Annotated in this window: 14 protein-coding genes and 1 other annotated feature; of the genes, 12 read left to right on the top strand and 2 right to left on the bottom strand. The window is 55.0% G+C overall.

Translation table 11 applies throughout. The features are described 5' to 3' along the window. Window positions 1-249 precede the first annotated feature (249 nt). The 5 genes from F1379_RS03840 to leuS all read left to right on the top strand — a co-directional run bounded on the left by F1379_RS03840 (window position 250) and on the right by leuS (window position 6,385). A complete protein-coding gene (locus F1379_RS03840) occupies window positions 250-1,395 on the top strand; it encodes a cysteine desulfurase family protein (protein ID WP_150266507.1) in 1,146 nt (381 codons plus the stop codon). A gap of 97 nt (window positions 1,396-1,492) precedes the next feature. Next, window positions 1,493-2,014, top strand: a complete 522-nt coding sequence (locus tag F1379_RS03835; protein ID WP_150266504.1) for a PRC-barrel domain-containing protein — start codon at window positions 1,493-1,495, stop codon at window positions 2,012-2,014. 14 nt (window positions 2,015-2,028) lie between these two features. Further along, entirely contained in the window at window positions 2,029-2,238 is a 210-nt protein-coding gene (locus tag F1379_RS03830) for a hypothetical protein (protein WP_150266502.1), read from the top strand. A gap of 195 nt (window positions 2,239-2,433) precedes the next feature. Next, complete coding sequence (locus tag F1379_RS03825; RefSeq protein ID WP_150266499.1) at window positions 2,434-3,501, top strand: AI-2E family transporter; 1,068 nt, start codon at window positions 2,434-2,436, stop codon at window positions 3,499-3,501. An 82-nt stretch (window positions 3,502-3,583) separates the two neighbouring features. Next, window positions 3,584-3,844, top strand: a binding site (T-box leader). A 90-nt stretch (window positions 3,845-3,934) separates the two neighbouring features. Further along, window positions 3,935-6,385 carry a leucine--tRNA ligase gene (leuS, locus tag F1379_RS03820; RefSeq protein WP_150266497.1) on the top strand — a complete coding sequence of 817 codons (2,451 nt, stop codon included), beginning with the start codon at window positions 3,935-3,937 and terminating at the stop codon, window positions 6,383-6,385. 140 nt (window positions 6,386-6,525) lie between these two features. On the opposite strand, the gene comER is transcribed toward leuS, so the two are convergent. Further along, window positions 6,526-7,377 carry a late competence protein ComER gene (comER, locus tag F1379_RS03815; protein WP_150266495.1) on the bottom strand — a complete coding sequence of 284 codons (852 nt, stop codon included), beginning with the start codon at window positions 7,375-7,377 and terminating at the stop codon, window positions 6,526-6,528. 246 nt (window positions 7,378-7,623) lie between these two features. On the opposite strand from comER, the gene F1379_RS30225 reads away from it, so the two are divergent. The 7 genes from F1379_RS30225 to F1379_RS03780 all read left to right on the top strand — a co-directional run bounded on the left by F1379_RS30225 (window position 7,624) and on the right by F1379_RS03780 (window position 16,354). Beyond that, the gene (locus F1379_RS30225) at window positions 7,624-8,340 is read left to right on the top strand and encodes a ComEA family DNA-binding protein (protein WP_150266493.1); all 717 of its coding nucleotides are present in this window, start codon (window positions 7,624-7,626) and stop codon (window positions 8,338-8,340) included. A gap of 129 nt (window positions 8,341-8,469) precedes the next feature. After that, window positions 8,470-8,988 (top strand): deoxycytidylate deaminase, encoded by a 519-nt coding sequence (locus tag F1379_RS03805; protein ID WP_150266491.1) that lies wholly within the window; start codon window positions 8,470-8,472, stop codon window positions 8,986-8,988. Between the two features lie 132 nt (window positions 8,989-9,120). After that, the gene (locus tag F1379_RS03800; protein WP_150266489.1) at window positions 9,121-11,991 is read left to right on the top strand and encodes a ComEC/Rec2 family competence protein; all 2,871 of its coding nucleotides are present in this window, start codon (window positions 9,121-9,123) and stop codon (window positions 11,989-11,991) included. A gap of 136 nt (window positions 11,992-12,127) precedes the next feature. Continuing rightward, window positions 12,128-13,384, top strand: a complete 1,257-nt coding sequence (locus tag F1379_RS03795) for an MFS transporter (RefSeq protein WP_150266486.1) — start codon at window positions 12,128-12,130, stop codon at window positions 13,382-13,384. A 181-nt stretch (window positions 13,385-13,565) separates the two neighbouring features. After that, window positions 13,566-14,105 (top strand): RNA polymerase sigma factor, encoded by a 540-nt coding sequence (locus tag F1379_RS03790; RefSeq protein ID WP_239004539.1) that lies wholly within the window; start codon window positions 13,566-13,568, stop codon window positions 14,103-14,105. Further along, window positions 14,102-15,175 (top strand): hypothetical protein, encoded by a 1,074-nt coding sequence (locus F1379_RS03785; RefSeq protein ID WP_150266484.1) that lies wholly within the window; start codon window positions 14,102-14,104, stop codon window positions 15,173-15,175. Before F1379_RS03790 ends, F1379_RS03785 begins: the two co-directional genes overlap by 4 nt. A 126-nt stretch (window positions 15,176-15,301) precedes the next feature. Beyond that, window positions 15,302-16,354, top strand: coding sequence for a LacI family DNA-binding transcriptional regulator (locus tag F1379_RS03780; protein ID WP_150266482.1), 1,053 nt, complete (start codon window positions 15,302-15,304; stop codon window positions 16,352-16,354). Window positions 16,355-16,509: 155 nt separating this feature from the next. Here F1379_RS03780 and F1379_RS03775 read toward each other — a convergent pair whose 3' ends face one another. Then, window positions 16,510-17,454, bottom strand: coding sequence for a sugar kinase (locus F1379_RS03775; protein ID WP_150266480.1), 945 nt, complete (start codon window positions 17,452-17,454; stop codon window positions 16,510-16,512). Between the last annotated feature and the right edge of the window lie 325 nt (window positions 17,455-17,779).

The following is a 17,779-nucleotide window of genomic DNA, read 5'->3' as shown; positions in this document are numbered from 1 at the left end:
GGTAGTATAAATGAAAAGGGTTTCACGAGAAAACTATTGAATAATCCCGTAGTTTTGTTTATTTCAACTGTTTATCAATTCAACTATTTAATGAAGGAAGACAGAAGAATTATTGTGCGGGATCAAACCGTCTGTTTCCTAAATGTTACAATATTGTGTTTATTGGTCGGTAGCAAAAGGGGCGTTTCAGCAGTATAATCATATAGCCTGTAAGAACTTTGAGAATAAATAGAAGCGGAGAACACATAGATGAAGCCTATATATCTGGATCACGCCGCCTCAACCCCGGTTCATCCCGAGGTGGCCAGGGTCATGTATCAGATGCTCTTGGAGCAGCACGGCAACGCCTCCAGCGTGCACACGTTCGGACGCGCCGCCAAAAAAATCGTCAGCGGCGCGCGCGACACCATCGCGGGCTTTTTGGGCTGTGCGCCGGATGAATGGATATTTACGAGCGGGGGCACGGAGAGCGACAATCTGGCGCTGTTCGGTGCGGCCGAAGCTTCGGCGGACAAAGGCAAACACATTATTACGACAGCGGCTGAGCATCATGCGGTGCTACATACTTGCTCCGAGCTTGAGAAGCAGGGGTACAGCGTGACTTATCTCCCGGTAGACTCCACCGGGCGTGTCTCCCTCTCCGATGTGGAGGCGGCTCTGCGCGAAGATACCGTTCTAATCAGCGTTATGTACGTGAACAATGAGGTAGGTACAGTTCAGCCCATTGAAGAGATCGGCAGGCTTGCAGGTGAACTGGGCATTCTCTTTCATGTTGATTCCGTTCAGGCGCTGGGCGCGTTGCCGCTCACACTGCGTGAGCTGCCCGTAGACTATATGAGCTTCGCGGCGCATAAGATCAACGGCCCGCAGGGCATCGGCGGACTGTACGTGCGGCGCGGTGCTCCGCTGGCCGCAAGACAGCACGGCGGGCTGCAGGAGCGCGGCCGCCGGGCCGGTACGGAAAGCCTGGCCGGCACCGCCGGCTTTGCCAAAGCGGTAGAGCTGGCTGCCGGCGGGCTCGGCGAAAGACAGGCGCACGCGCTGGAGCTGCGGAATGCGCTGCTGACGGAGCTGGAGCACCGGATTGGACGGGAAGCCTATGTCCTGAACGGCAATCCGGAGCATTTTGTACCGGGGATTGTGAATCTGAGCTTTCCCGGAATCCGGACCGATGTGATGCTGATGAACCTTGATATGGAGGGGATTGCAGCTGCCAGCGGCTCCGCCTGTACCTCGGGTTCGCTGGAGTTGTCGCATGTGCTGCAGGCGATGAAGCTTCCGGAAGAAGTTTTGTACTCTGCGGTTCGCTTTAGCACAGGTTTGGGTAATACTAATGAAGAAATACGGCTGGCTGCACAAAAAGTTGAAACTATTTTGAAACGGCTCCGTAAATAACACTAGGCTTTTTCCAGTCTTGTGTCCGAATATGCGTATATGCGCTTTATAGCCCTGTTAACACTTAACAATCTACTAAGTAAGGGGACTGGGGGCCATGAAACTTCAGGATATGATCGGCCTGACTATATATGAGGTTGAAGATGGTAACGAAATCGGCAAAATTGTTGATTGTTTACTGGATTCAAACTGGAATATTACGGGTATTGAACTGGAAAGCAAATCATTCTTCTCCGGTCATGTGAAAGTTGTGGCATGGGAGGATATCGTAGCTTATGGTGAGGATGCGGTTATGATCCGCAGTAAAGATGCTATTGTTAAGGCCGACACTGACCATATACCATATACTTTTCTTTTGGGAAAGAACAAACTGAAGGATATGCAGGTGCTTACCGCTTCCGGGACGATACTTGGACGGATATCCGATGTTTATTTTGACCAGAAGTTGGGAAACACAATAGTAGCGCTGGAAATCAGTGACGGACTGGTTACGGATTTGATCGAAGGCCGCAAATGGCTGCCTTGTTCTCACGAAATGTCCATTGGGGAGAATGCAGTATTGGTACCCGCAAGGAGTGAAGAACGGCTGCAAAAAGCCATTAATATTGCTAACGGATAGGTGGAATGTATGTTATGAAATGTCCAAACTGTGGCTCCAAGGATATCGGCAAGATCGGTTCACACCAGTTCTATTGCTGGGGTTGTTTCATCGAACTGACGGTTAACGGAGAAAAAATGTCGGTGTATCAAGTGGAAGAAGACGGCACGCTCAGTTCTCTGGACGATTTGTTCTCGGGAGAAGATATTGCACAGGATTTCCCGCAAATCCACGCCTCTTCCTGAACCTGAACGGTTGTCAGCAGCCCTGAACGGGTACATATAATAGTCGAAACAAGCGTCAATCGCCTTTCAGCAAGCTATTTGCTGAGGGTTATTGGCGCTTTTTTGCTTTATTCTCTGCCGGCGGCGGTTAATTTGCATCCAGCATACACATACTTAGGGAGAAGCCCGTCCAGATTGCCGCTAGGGGGTACACGCATGGAGAAATGGTTCCAAAGCAAGGGATTCCGCTGGATGATCGGAGTGCTGCTCGCCTTGATCATTCTTTATTTCATATGGCTGCTGCGTCCGATGCTGCATGTCATCTTCCTGTTTCTCAAAGCGATTCTCGCCCCGTTTCTGGCGGCGCTGATCCTGTCCTACGTCCTTAATCCGGTGGTCAAAATGCTGGGCAAACGCAAAATGCCGCGCGGCGTCGCCGTTCTGCTGATCTACGCCGTGTTCCTGCTGGCGCTTGCGGTTATCGCCATTAACCTGATTCCCATGTTCATTAGGCAGCTGGAGGAACTGAACGAGCATTTGCCGGAAATAACCCTGCATGCCCAGGGTCTGATGAACAATATGAATACCGATCTCATGCCGCGCGGCGTGGAGATGGGGATGAACAGCTGGTTCCTGCAGCTGGAGAACCGGCTGGCTAAAGGAATTTCGCATTTTCTCGACAATATCGGTACAACGATCGGCGTAGTATTCAACGCGTTTATCGTGCCGTTCCTTGTATTCTATATACTTAAGGACTTTGACGTATTTGAACGGATGCTTGTATCCTGCCTGCCCCGTTCACGCCGCAAGTCAATCGTGAAGCTGCTAAAGGATATTGATAACGCTCTGGGAAGCTACATTCGCGGGCAGTTGTTCGTCTGCCTGATCATCGGCATTCTCGCCTATATCGGCTATGAGCTGATCGGAATGCCTTATCCGCTGCTGTTTGCCTGCCTGGTGGCGCTCTTTGACATCGTGCCTTATCTGGGTCCTTTTCTCGGAGCGGCGCCTGCTGTAGTCATGGCTTCGACAGTCTCCTTCAAGCTGGTATTGTATGTGGTGGTGGTGAACACCCTTTGCCAGATGATCGAAAGCAATATTGTCTCGCCGCAGGTGGTCGGACGGACGCTGCATCTGCATCCGCTGCTGATTATTTTTGCGCTGCTGGTTGGGGGCGAGGTTGCAGGCATGCTTGGACTGATTCTGGCTGTACCGGTGTTCGCCGCCGGGAAGGTGGTCATTCAGCATGTGCTCACTTACTATATCCGGCGCAAGCCGGTGTAAAGGGCTGCGCTCCAACCCATTGACTCTGGCGCAGGCTTTTGTATATAATATGTTGTAATCTTACGAATAAGCCTTTCCATATCGCAATTCGATGAAGAGGAGCAGTAGTTCGCGTAACATTATCCAGAGAGCCGGTGTGTGGTGGAAGCCGGTTAATGAAGCGGAATGAACTCACCTCGGAGTAACGGTACAAGCCTCGTACAACCGCAATTACCTGCGGAATACGGCGGTGAACTGCCGTCGCCTCACCCCCGTTACCGGGTGTCTAAAGTGAGTGGCCGGATAAAGTATATCCGCCGCTAACTAGGGTGGTACCACGGGAATTCAACCTCTCGTCCCTAGCGATTATACGCTGGGGATGGGAGGTTTTTTGTATTACATCGTAAGTTTGCCTAACCAATGAGAGCAGCAATACTCCAAGGAGGAGCGTACCATGAGTGACAATCAAACCGGCGGCACAGCCGCTGCAGGCTACCGCGCCCAGCAAATCGAGCCGAAGTGGCAGAAATACTGGGATGAACACAAGACCTTCAAGACCGGAGAAGACGCCGATAAACCTAAATTCTATGCCCTCGACATGTTTCCTTACCCTTCCGGTGCGGGACTTCACGTAGGACATCCAGAGGGGTATACTGCGACGGATATCGTCTCCCGCTATAAACGGATGCGCGGTTACAATGTGCTGCACCCGATGGGCTGGGATGCCTTCGGCCTTCCGGCGGAACAGTATGCCATGGATACCGGACAGCATCCGCGGGAAATTACGATCAAGAATATCGACAACTTCCGCCGCCAGATCAAATCGCTCGGGTTCTCTTATGACTGGGACCGTGAGATCAGTACAACGGATCCGGGCTATTATAAATGGACGCAATGGATCTTCATCCAGCTGTACAACAGAGGCCTGGCCTATGTGGATGAGGTATCGGTGAACTGGTGTGAAGCGCTCGGCACTGTGCTGGCGAACGAAGAAGTCATCGACGGCAAGAGCGAACGCGGCGGCCATCCGGTCGTGCGCAGACCGATGCGCCAGTGGGTGCTGAAGATTACGGAATACGCTGAACGCCTGCTCCAGGATCTGGAGGAGCTGGACTGGGAAGAAAGCATTAAGGATATGCAGCGCAACTGGATTGGCAAATCGACCGGTGCGGAAGTCACATTCGCCATCGACGGCCATGATGCTGTCCTGGAAGTGTTCACCACCCGTCCGGATACACTGTTCGGTGCCAGCTACTGCGTGCTGGCGCCGGAGCATAAGCTGGTTGATCTTATTACAACGGACGCGCAGAAGGGCGCAATTGCGGATTACCGTGAGAAGGCTTCCCGCAAGAGCGATCTGGAGCGGACTGACTTGGCCAAGGAGAAGACCGGGGTATTTACCGGCGCTTATGCGGTGAATCCGGTAAACGGCGCCAAGCTGCCGGTCTGGATTGCCGATTATGTGCTGGCAGGCTATGGTACCGGAGCCATTATGGCCGTGCCTGGCCACGATGCACGGGACTGGGAGTTCGCCAAGCAGTTCGGTCTGGACATCATCGAAGTGGTTGGCGGCGGCAATGTGCAGGAAGAGGCCTTCACCGGTGACGGCCCGCATGTCAATTCCGGCTTCCTGAATGGACTGAGTAATAGCGAAGCTATCGCCAAGATGATTGCCCACCTGGAAGAGCAGGGCAGCGGCAAAGGCAAGGTCACTTACCGGCTCCGCGACTGGCTGTTTAGCCGCCAGCGCTATTGGGGCGAGCCGATTCCGATCCTGCATCTGGAAGACGGCACCATGAAGACCGTTCCGGTTGACCAATTGCCGCTGCTGCTGCCGGAGGTCGATTCAATCCGGCCTTCCGGAACAGGTGAGTCCCCGCTGGCGAATGTGACCGATTGGGTAGAAACCGTGGATCCCAAGACTGGCATGAAAGCCCGTCGCGAGACGAACACGATGCCGCAATGGGCCGGCAGCTGCTGGTATTACCTGCGTTACATTGATCCGCATAACGACAAGGAGCTGTGCTCGCCGCAGCTGCAGAAGGAGTGGCTGCCGGTCGACCTGTACATCGGGGGTGCCGAGCACGCGGTGCTGCATTTGCTGTATGCCCGCTTCTGGCATAAGGTGCTGTACGATATCGGCGTGGTCGACACGAAGGAGCCGTTCCACAAGCTGGTGAACCAGGGCATGATCCTGGGCAACAACAACGAGAAGATGAGCAAGTCGCGCGGCAATGTCATCAATCCGGATGAAATTGTTGATGCTTACGGAGCGGATACGCTGCGCGTCTATGAAATGTTCATGGGACCGCTGGAAGCGACCAAGCCATGGAACGAAAAAGGCGTGGAAGGTATTCACCGCTTCCTTTCCCGCGTATGGCGTTTGTTCGTCGGCGAGGACGGCCGTCTGAACAGCAAGATTACTGCGGACGGCGGCACCGACGAGTTCAAGCGGACCTGGCATAAGACGCTGAAGAAAGTCACTGAGGACTTCGAGCATCTGCGCTTCAATACAGCGATCAGCCAGCTGATGATCTTCGTCAACGATGCCTATAAGCAGGACACCCTGTCCCGCGAAGCGGCAGAGAACTTCGTGCAGATGCTGTCGCCGCTGGCGCCGCATATCGCCGAGGAGCTGTGGCAACTGCTGGGCCATGAGGAGAGCGTCACCTATGTGGCGTGGCCGGCATATGATGAAGCCTGGACCGTGGACGCCGAGGTGGAGATCGCGGTGCAGGTCAACGGCAAAATCGTGCAGCGCGCGATGATTGCCCAGGATATGGGCAAAGAAGCTATGGAAGCATTCGCGCTGGAACTGCCGAATGTGAAGACGGCGACCGAGGGCAAAACCGTACGCAAGATCATTGCGGTTCCCGGCAAGCTCGTCAATATTGTAGTGGGTTAAGCGAAGAACGCATCATTGCCCGCAGCTACGGAGAGATCCGTGCTGCGGGCTTTATTGTTATTGTGGAAGGCGCCGGATAGAGCAGCACAAGTGGGCCTGCATGGACAGTGGAGCGGTTTGGAGGGCTGTCCTGCGAATTTTCAGCGGTCCAGCGGCTCCTGTACAAACCCTGCCTTGCCGAACAGCTCATTAAGCCGCTCTACGTCTTCATCATATTTGTCATGGGTAGTCGTAATAAGCCGTTCGAAGACGCCTTCCAGACTCCCGCGCAGATGATTCAGCGCCTCGGCTGTAATGCCGCCGCGCACGGCCACCCTCTCCTGCAGCTCCTGCGGGGAGAAATGGCCTTCGGTCAGCAGCTTGCCTGTTCCGAGCAGCATCTCGCCGGCCAGACGGCTGACCAGCGATTCGTCAATCCCCGTCGCTTCTACGGCTGCTGCAATCCAGCGCTCCAGAAAGAAGCTGATAAATGCCGGACCGCAAGAAGAGAAATCGGAGGCGATCCGCGTGTGGCTTTCGGGAATTTCTGCCGGAACGCCGATGAAGGACAACAGCTGCAGCAGCATCAGCCTGTCTTGCTTATTGATTCTGCTGCCGAATACGCACAGAGACGTGCCGCTTCTGACGCAGTGGGTGATGCTGGGGATCACCTTGGCAATTTTAGCCGGTAGAGCAGCCTCCAGATGGTACAGCTGAACGGGGCTGGTGATGGAGACGACGATTTGCTCGCTGTGCAGGCAAGAGGCGATTTCATCCGTCAGCGTTTTAAATTCAAGCGGTTTGACGCAGAGGAAGAGTATGTCGCTTCCGGCTGCGGTCTCCCGGTTATTGCTGCAAAGCGTAATGCCGGGATAGCGGCTCTGGAGCTGCAGCAGCTTGTGCCTGCTGCGGTTGCTGGCGAGTACATCGCCGGGCGCAAGCGCGCCGGAGGCCAGAAAGGCCTCGATCAAGAGTCCGCCCATACTGCCGGTTCCGATAAATCCCACCTTCATCCTGTGCTACCTCCTTTCTGGTATTGCTGTGCTTTCAGGAGTGCTCTTCGTTAAATGTATGCATGCGGAACTTGGACTGATGACATGAATCTTCATAAGGCAGCAAATAAATTCCACAGATGCGCTGTATAGGATGGACTCAATCATGTATAAATAATCAGCTTACCGATGTTAAAAAGGTGAGGCTGTACCCTTACAGCTATAATTACTGGCTTTTCAAGTTAATGAATAGGGGAGAACGGACTGATGAATAAAAGTGCAATCCTAACGGGTGTAGCCGCACTGCTGCTGGGCGGGGGACTGGTGTGGGCTGCTGACCACGGCAAGGAAGAAGGTATTGGCGGCTGGAAGACAATGAATGCTTCTATGGCAGAGGCAGTCGGAGCAGAGGACGACGGAGCCGTGAACGGAAGTGGCGGAGACAGCAGTGCTGGCGGGAGCGGTGCCGGAGCGAAGGCTGGAGCTGCCCAAGAGCCGGGCAGCACCGCTGCGGGCGGAGCCATGAACGGTGACACTGGCAGCGCGGCTGCGGGCGGAGCCATGAACGGTAACGCTGGCAGCGTGGCTGCCGGAGGGATAAGCCCGGGAGCGGCAGCGGTGGACGGCTCCGGGCCGGCTACCGAGGGGAGCGCGTCCGCCTTGAGCCGGCCGGACCAGGCCGCCTCCGGGGGCAGCGGAACGGCTGGCGGGTCAACCGCCTCAACCGCCGGAGGGGCTGCCGATGGTGCAGGCGCAGCACCTCCGGCGCCTGCGCCTGCGGTTACCTTGGAAGGCAGAATCAATGTCAACACTGCCGGCGTAGCCGAGCTGATGGATTTGCCGGGAATCGGCGAGAAGAAAGCCCAGGCAATCATCGAATACCGAGGATTGAACGGAAATTTTCGCAATCTGTCCGACCTGGGCGAAGTTAAGGGCATCGGCGAGAAGATGCTGGAGAAGCTGAAGGATAGCGTTGTGTTCTAAGATGGTATTCTGATGGGGTTCTATGGGGTTCTAGGGAATGGACTAAATCGCGTAGCTTGTCATAGTGACAGATGGCGTCAATATGCTACAATAGTGAACAACAATAACGAGAGAAAGTGGAGAGTAACGATGACTGTGGCCTACCGCAAAAATTGGGATACTTACTTTATGGATATTGCCTGCATGGTCTCCACCCGCTCCCGCTGTCCGCGCCGCCATGTCGGCGCTGTATTGGTGCAGGGCAAGAAGCTGCTGGGCACCGCATACAACGGGGCGCCGATGGGCGTTCCCGACTGCTCGGAGGCTGGCTGCATGGTATCCGAGCAGTATGAACGGGAAATCGTGGACGGTGCCGAGACAGTCGTGATGAAGCAGCGCTGCATCCGTACGATCCATGCGGAGCAGAATCTGCTGCTGTTCACCGACCGGAGCGACCGGGAAGGCAGCACCGTCTATGTGACGGACGAGCCCTGCTGGACCTGTGCCAATATGCTGGCCAACAGCGGGATTGTGGAGATCGTGTATTTGCGCCCGTACCGCAAGGATATGGAGAAGGTCGAGGCCATGCTGGCATCGAAGGGCATCATCTTCCGCCGGCTGGAGCATTATGAGCCGCCGAAGGAAACGATGATTTCCATTTCGGAATAACCGCACATAGCGGCCTGAACTGAAGAGCATGAAGGGGAAGAACCCCTGCGGACGCAGCTTGCGTATGCAGGGGTTCTTTGATGTGTGCAGGTGATTGCGTGTTCACCTGTTAGCGGATTTTCTGGGGGAGGGATGATAGTGAAAATAAGACCGCTGGTTAGCATCGCGGTATGGTGGATTGCCGGGAGCGCCGCCGCTTGTCTGTTCTCCGGGACCCGGCTGCTGCTGGCCGGAGCCGGTTGTCTGCTGCTCATAGCTGTATGGACGGTTAGCCGGAAATACGGCTGGAAGTATACGGCGAGCCTCGGAATGGCGCTGCTGGCTTCTGTACTATATTGGGAGTGGAACGAAGGGCGGAATGTCAGTGAGCTGACGGAGATATTGTCAGCCGAAGTCTCTGCCGCAGAGCTTAACGAAATGCCGGTGCAGGTTGAAGGGATCATCGTGTCTGCGGTGGAACGCGACGGCGACCGGGTGGACTTCACCTTGAAGCTCAGCGGCATCGCCAGCGGGTCAGATGGGGTGCATTCCGAGGTGGCGGTCTCGGCAGGTAAAGACGCTGACGAACAAGCTGCGGGTATGCCAAACGCGGCCGGACTGGCCCTATTCAATCAGGCTGAAGCAACTGGAGCTGGGCATACGCTTCAGTCGGTGCACGGGGAACGCACAGTCGTACAGGTCAAGCTCCAGGCGGAAGCAGAGATTGCCGTGGCTGCCGGCTGGCGGCGGGGCGACCGGGTAACGATGAACGGGGAACTGGCGCTGCCGTCCGAGGCCCGGAACTTCGGCGGTTTTGATTACCGTGCTTACCTGCATACCCAGCGCATCCACTGGCTATTGAAGGTTACCGGTACGGACGCTGTGCGGGCGAAGGAGCCAAGCTCATGGAACCCCGCCCGGCTGCTGCGCTGGAACGATGCCGCGCGCGCTGCCCTCGGCTCGGAGATGGACCGGCTCTTTCAGGTCCGTCATGCCGGATATATGAAAGGGCTGGTCATCGGGATACAGGATGAGCTTGACCCGGAGACGTTCCGGCAGTTCTCCCAACTGGGACTAACCCATATTCTCGCTATTTCCGGAATGCATGTGGCGGTGTATGTTGGCGCTTTGCTATTTATCCTGCGGCGGCTGCGGCTGAGCAGGGAGACAGCGCTGACGGTGGTCTTCATGCTGGTGCCGCTGTATGTGCTGCTCTCCGGTGCGGGTCCATCTGTTGTCCGCGCCGGGCTGATGAGCATGACTGGCCTGCTGGCAGCCCGGCTGGGTCTGCTTAAAGACGGAATGAATATCCTTGCGCTTGCAGCATTGCTGATGCTGGTCTGGAATCCCTATTTCCTGCTTAGCGTCAGCTTTCAGCTTTCGTTTCTGGTTACAGCAGGTCTGATGATCTATGTGCCGCTGGCGGCTCCGCTGCTTAGCCGCCTTCCCAAATGGCTGGCGGGCGCATTGAATGTAACCTTGATCGCCCAATGCGTTTCTTTCCCATTGACGATTTATTACTTCAATCAGTTCTCGCTGCTGTCCTTTGCGGCCAACCTGGTGCTGGTGCCGTTCATCACCTTCCTGGTGCTGCCGCTGGGGACGGCGGCGTTGCTGCTGGCACAATTGTTGCCTGAGGCTGCGCACCGAGTGGCGCAGGCGGCAGAGCTGCTGAATAACGCCACCTTCAAGCTGGTGGAGTGGATCAATGGTTATTCCGGAGGTGTACTCATCTGGCGCTCGCCTTCCCTGCTGTGGATCGGGGCCTATTATCTGCTGTTATACGGGCTGCTGTATGTACTGAAGCGGCGGGCAGATGCCAGGGCGGCTCCGCATGATATGGAAGATGAGACCCGGCCGCTCGCGGAGCTTGCCGGAGGCATGAATCAAACAGCAGGTGAGGCTGAAGGCATACGGGGCGGTGTATTGGGGCGGATTAAGAGCGGCTCGCCATTCCGGAAGCAGAAACGTTCCGGCCTTACTGACGGAGATGGACGGCCAAACGGGTCATCAGCGCGCCCCGGGACAGCCCTGCAACCGGACTGGCACGCTGCGTCTTCCTGGACTGGTCTTGCCGCCTGGGGCTGCGCTGCAGGACTAGCCCTGCTGCTGGTGCTCGGCTACCGGCCGGTCAGTCTCGGCGGTGCGGGGCAGATCAGCTATCTCGATGTAGGCCAAGGTGACAGCATCCTGATTACCACGCCCGGCGGCGGACATATTCTGGTGGACGGCGGCGGCACGTTGAACTTTGGCAAGAAGGAGGAGTGGCGTATCCGCCGCGATCCGTTCGAGGTGGGAGCCAAGACGCTGCTGCCCTTGCTCAAGCAGCGGGGCGTCCACCGGCTGGATGCCGTCATTCTGACGCATGGCGATCAGGATCATGCCGGAGGCTTGCAGGCGGTCCTGGAAGGAATGCCTGTCGATGCACTGTTGTTCAACGGCACACTCGCTGACTCGCAGGCGTACGAAGAGCTGATGTGCACCGCACTGCAGAAGAAGGTGAAGCTGTATGCCGTACACCAGGGAATGTCACTTGTACCCGATGCCGGGACGACGCTCCATTTCCTGTGGCCGGAGATGCGCACGCAGGACGGCACTTTGGCTGACGCGATCCCGCTGGCGGAGGAGCAGAACCATGATTCAGTAGCCTTCCGTCTGATGATGAACGGCCACAGTCTGCTTTTTACCGGAGATATGGACAAAGCGGCGGAGCTGGAGATTGTTGAGGCGGCGGAGCGGGCAGGTATCGCGGGAGCCGCTCCGGTCGAAGTACTGAAGGCCGCCCATCACGGCAGCAAGACCTCAACCGGCGCAGGATGGCTTCAGTTCTGGCAGCCGAAGACGGCGGTGATTTCTGCCGGAGTAAATAACCCGTACGGCCATCCTAATGGCGAGGTGCTTGAGCGGCTCAATACAGCCGGGATACAGGTCTACCGCACGGATCTGCATGGGGAAATTCAGATGAAAGTGAGCAAGGAGGGGATCGTGGTGAGGCATAGGCTGGAGGGGAATGCCGGGAACTGAGAGTAAGCGCGTCATGAATACTATTTTGAGTGCAGGGGTGTCGGAATTGTCATAGGCTTTCCATTTCAATTTATTGGATAATAAGCTCCAAAAAGAAAATGTGTTTTTAGACATTTTCACCGGGGGAGGGCCGTAAATGAAAACTTTGCTCAAGGCGGATGGGTCAGGGCGAGCGCTGCATCTAGAAGACAGCTACAAGAAGATCAGTATATTTTACATTCTGCTCATGGGGATTTATCAGATGGCAGATAAAATGTACGGCTCCGGGTTTGTGGCATTTATGAATGCGGGCGGGCTGACTGCCGTGCAAATCGGGTTCGTACTGAGCTTTCAGGATCTGGCCCTGGCCGTATTCGATTATCCTTCAGGAAATTTGGCTGACCGCCATGGCCGTAAGAAGACGGGCAGCGCGGGACTCCTCATCTGGGGAATCAGTCTGATTACTTTCGGCTTATCCTCCAGCTTTGTCCATTTTCTGCTCTCCTCTTTACTGATGGCCATCGGCCTTGCCCTGTTCAGCGGCTCGCATTTCTCCTGGTATATCGACGAGCTGATCAGGCTGAACAAATATGAATTCCGGGCCAAAATCCTGCCGTGGAACCGGGGCATCATTATGAGCTTTTCCGTCGCCGGGGCGCTCCTCGCTTCTTATCTGGTGAGATGGAACATTCAGACCCCGCTTATTGTTGCCGGGATACTGGCGATTGCGGGCGGGATCATATCCTTTCTGGTTTTCCAGGACAATTATGGAGAAGGGGCCGAGACTCGCTTTTTCAGGCAGCTGCATTTCAATACGAGGCAATTTGCCAGGGATAAGGCAATGAAGATTATACTCGCGAAAAATATATTTTCCACCTTCGGGTTCTCAATATTTATTCTTTATTGGCAGCTGTATGCTGTTAACGTGCTGAAGCTGGATTATCGTGTGCTCGGTATTGTGCTGATTGGCATGACATTAATTCTGACCGTAAGTAACTTTATCGTTTCTTATCTTACGAAGTTTTTTGATAACTACCGTATTACGATTTTGGGAGAAGTGCTTGTAATCGCCGGGTTTGCTGTACTTTCTTTCCAGGGGAGTCTGCTGCTCTTTTTCACCGGTATCATCTTGCTGGAGCTTGGTCTCGGTATTGACGGAGCTTCCATGAACACTTGGGTGCAGGATCATATCGGCAGCCAGAACCGGTCAAGCTATAACTCGGCGCTCAGTTCACTGGGGTCTTTGACCGGGTTTGTGATGCTGCTGGTATCCGGACTTATTGTCGACCATGTTGCACCTTCATTCATTTGGCTGATGGCGGGGGCAGGGGGTGCGTTTTCGCTGGGTGTTCTGATTCTATATGCTCCATTTCTTCGGAAGCACGCGGATGTTCTGCTGGAGAAACAAGCATGAAGCTGATAAAGCCTTTTTTTCTGGTTACCGACGATTTTCCGCTTGGTATCCTCATCCCACAGATGAGGATTTTTTTATGGGCAATGTCGCAGAGGCAGATGAGGAAATAAAATATATTTTCTAAAAAACGGGAACCAAATCAGTTCCGGCAAGTCTTATTGGTCAAGGGGGGGGACAACTAATGCTGCAAAGTAAAGAGATTCCGCTGATTGAAGTGAGGGCACAGGCTGTTCCGCTGAGAGAAATGATGGAGCTTTACGGCTCGGATGTATGGCACTACGCATTTTTTCTGACCCGCAGCCGGGAAGCGGCGGATGATATCAGCCAGGAGGTATTCCTGAAGGCATACCGGAGCGCAGGAGCTTACCGCGGACAAGCGAGCTTCAAAACCTGGCTGTTGACCATCACGCGGAATACGTCTTTTAGCTGGAGACGGGGCAGCTTTTGGCGCCGTTTTCTGCCGCTTGGCAGCGATGGCGATACCCGTCAGACACGCTCAGCAGAGACGGAGGCACTTGGCAAACAATATACGAACCGGATCTGGGAGCTGATTATGGAGCTTCCGGACAAATACCGGGAGGTGCTGGTGCTGGATATGCGGGAGGAGCTGCCGGTGGCTGAGATGGCTGTGCTGCTCGGCGTGGCCGAAGGAACGGTGAAGTCCCGTCTGTCAAGGGCAAGAGAGAAGATCAGAACGGCGATAAAGGAGGAGCAGTTATGAGCGGGAATGTTAAGACAGAACAGGGACAAATGACCCCGGGAGAGCGGGACTGGTACCGTAAGGCGGGCAGGCGGCCCTTCCATGAGGATGGCTTTACTCCACAGTTAATGGCTCGAATTGAGGAGGGAGCAAAGGGCCACTCCACTGGTAGAGGGCTTCTCCGGCCGGCGGTGAGATATGCCGGAGCTTGCCTTGCTGCGATGGTGTTGCTGGGAATGTTCTTCTTACCACTCGGTGGATGGGAGCGGGAGAACCTTTCCTCGAAGCTGAGCACAATTCTTATGCCTGAGCATACTGCGGAGGAGGTCTCTCCTGCTTCGGCGGCAGCACCCGCAGTACAAGACGATATCCCGAAGGGCTCGGCGCTCTTCTATATCGACGGACAGCGATACTATATGCCGTTGCCCTACGACCGGGACAGATCCCGTGCCCTCGCTGTGGAGACCTCGGAGGGCATTGTCTGGTCGCCCCCGCCGCCCGTCGTCAATTATCTCAAGCCGAAGCTGAAACATAACACAGAGCCGTACTCGCTATATTTGACGCCAAAGGGTCATGCGGAGCTGTCGGCTGACACGGCTCAGAGGATTTACACTTTTCCGCTGTATGCGGGAGGGGCGAATTCGTATTATGAGCTGGGTTGGCTAACCGGCGTTGAGGATAATATTGTTATGACTTATGCGAGCTATGAACTCGGAAAAACCAGAAGCTATAAAGAGCCGCGACTGGCGGTTATTGATTTGAAGCAAGTGGCTGCTGGAGAACCGGCGGTACCGGGTGTTTTATGGGAATTTAAGAAGAGTAATAACCCGTCCCTGCTCGCTGTGAACAATGAGCAAGAAGAGTTGCTACTGGTATACTATACCGATTTTAAAAATAACAAAAAGCAAATCGATGCAAGCGCCATTGATATGGCTACGGGAACAGTAAGGAAGGTAAGTGAAGTATCCGAAATTCTGTATCCGTCATTTGAGCCTATAGAAATACAATATAAGGTGGGTCAAACGGAGTACACTGCGGAAACGATGCTTTTTGCCGGGAGAGAGTGGTCGGATGGTGTGTTCATGCCCTGATGCTTCTAAAGTGAGGGATATTTAGGTTTCTCGGGACACTTTCCTGCTTGTTTAGGACGGTTCTTATAGTAAATTTACTAAAAAAAAGCTATACTCTTTGGTATACCAAGGAGTGGAGCGGGTAAGATGAAGAAGCTGACCATCGAGGATGTGGCGCAGAAAGCGGGCGTGTCCAAAAGCACGGTCTCGCAATTTTTGAATAAACGCTTTAAGTATATGAGCGAAGCGACCCGGAACCGGATCGCCGAAGTCATCGAGGAGCTGAACTATCAGCCGAACGGCCTGGCCCGCAGTCTTAAGCAGAACCGCACGCATATGGTCGGCATCATTGTGGCCAATATCGATTACTCGTTGTCGATCCAGTGCATCCGGGCGATTGAGCATGAGCTGCAGCGCCACGGCATACAGGTGATTATTTGCAATGCGGACGAGAACGCGGAGAAGGAGAACACGTATGTGGAAACCTTGATCGCACGGCAGGTGGACGGGCTGATTATTTTCCCGGCCGGGCATCATCCTGAAACGTACGGCAGACTGGTGGAAGCGGAGTACCCGCTTGTGTTCATGGACCGGCTGGTGGATGGGGTGACGACGCAAAGCCTGCTGCTGGACAACGAGATGGCTGCCAAGACAGCCGTCCGTGAGCTGGTGCGCCATGGCCATAAGGATATTGCGATCCTCTCCTTGCCGCTCGGCGAGCAGGCGATTACGCCGCGCAAGGAACGGATGAGCGGTTACAAGAAGGCGATGGAGGAAGCGGGATTGCCGCTGCGTGCCGAGTATATGTGCAGTGTGCCCCGGGAGGACATTTCCGCCGCGTTGAACGGCTTGCAGCGTCTGCAAGGGCCGCCCACCGGTCTGGTAGCCGCCAATGATCTGGTGCTGGGCGAGATTCTGAAGTACGCCAACCGCCAGGCTGTTGCAATTCCGGGACAGTGGTCCGTCATCGGCATCGACGATGCGGAGTTTGCGCAGATCTACAACCCGCCGATCACGACCATCCGGCAGCCGGCCTATGAAATGGGTGTGCAGGCAGCCAAGCTGATGCTGTCGCTGATCGAGGATCAGGGCGCGGCGGTGCCGATTACCTACCGTTTTCCGCCGTCATTGCAGCCGGGACAGTCGGTCGGGGCGCCCTCCTTGCAGTCGGGGGCAGTTCACCCGCCTGCCCGGGACTAATCCGGAAAGGCGACGTAGTGTCCGCGAATACCAGTTTACTTGCAAAAGCCCCTCCCCGTTCAGTTACGAACGGGGAGGGGCTTTTTGAGCTGCAGGCACAACGACGAGCCAGCAGCTGTCAGCAAGAAGCCTGCCGGCAGTTAGCCTTACGCGCCCTAGCCCATAAAAGACGCGAGCGCGGCGCGGGTCGGCAGGCCGTCCATGTCGCCCGGCGACATGACCGCCAGTGCGCCGATGGCATTGCCGCGGCGGACGGCTTCGGCGGCCGGCAGCTGCTCCAGCAGCGCGCTGATGACACCGACAGCGAAGCCGTCGCCGGCGCCGACGGTGTCGACGACCTGCTCCACCTTGAAGCCGTCGACATAGCCTTCCTCGCCGGCGGAAGATTTGTAATAGGCGCCTTCAGGTCCGAGCTTGATCACGACGAGGGAGACGCCAAGCTGCAGATAGAAGTCGGCGATCTCTTCCGGCGTGTCGAGTCCGGTCAGCTTCTTGCCTTCTCCGAGTCCCGGCAGGAACCAGTCGCAGCGCCCCGCCAGATCGTTGATCGTGCTGACCATTGTCTCGGTATCGGGCCACAGGGTCGGGCGCAGGTTGGGATCGAGGGAGACTGTCTTGCCTTGGGACTTCATGAACTCCATGGCATGCTTGGAGAATTCCAGGCAGCTCGGCGAGAGCGCCGCTGAGATGCTGGTGACATGGAGGTGTCCCGCGGAAGCAAAGTAACCGGGATCAAAGTCGGCGAGGCTCAGCTTGGAGGCGGCAGAATTTTTGCGGTAGTATTCCACTTTAGGGTCGCCTTCAATTACTTTGGATTTCAGCAGCATGCCGGTAGAGAATTGCTTGGTATACGATATACTGGCGGTGTCGATGCCTTCCCGGTGAAGCGTATTCACGATAAACTGGCCGAAGCTGTCTTCGCCGAGTTTAGTGACATAGCCGGTAGGGTGTTCAAGTCGCGACAGACCTGTGGCCACATTGCTCTCGGCTCCGGCCAGCGCCCGCGAAAATGAAGAAATCTCATGCAGCTCTCCGACTTCATTGGCGTAGAACATCGCCATCGGTTCTCCGAATGTGACAACGTCGAGTGTTTTGCTCATTAATGGTTCCTCCTCAGGGGGATCAGGAATTTTCCCTGTATAAGTGCTTGTGATTCAAAATTATCACATAAATCGGTTTTGTACAATAATCTTCACAGGATTAACTCGGCCTATTGAGCTTGAATAAGTGGACTCAAGGAGCTGAATCCCTTAATGTATTCGGCAATAATCCATATAAGCAGCCGGTTGGAGGCGCTAAGCTTCATAAATAAATATTGACTGGAGCGCTATTTATTATTACTATTTTGGTAGAACATGCGGTTATGGATTAGTAAAATCAATAAAATAATTTATCTAAACTATTATTCTATTGCTTCTTTTTCAA

The sequence above is a fragment of the Paenibacillus tepidiphilus genome (assembly GCF_008635795.1).
Taxonomy (GTDB): Bacteria; Bacillota; Bacilli; order Paenibacillales; family Paenibacillaceae; genus Paenibacillus_AQ; species Paenibacillus_AQ tepidiphilus.
Note: the sequence above shows the minus strand (reverse complement) of the source record. Positions and strands in the feature narration are given on the sequence as shown.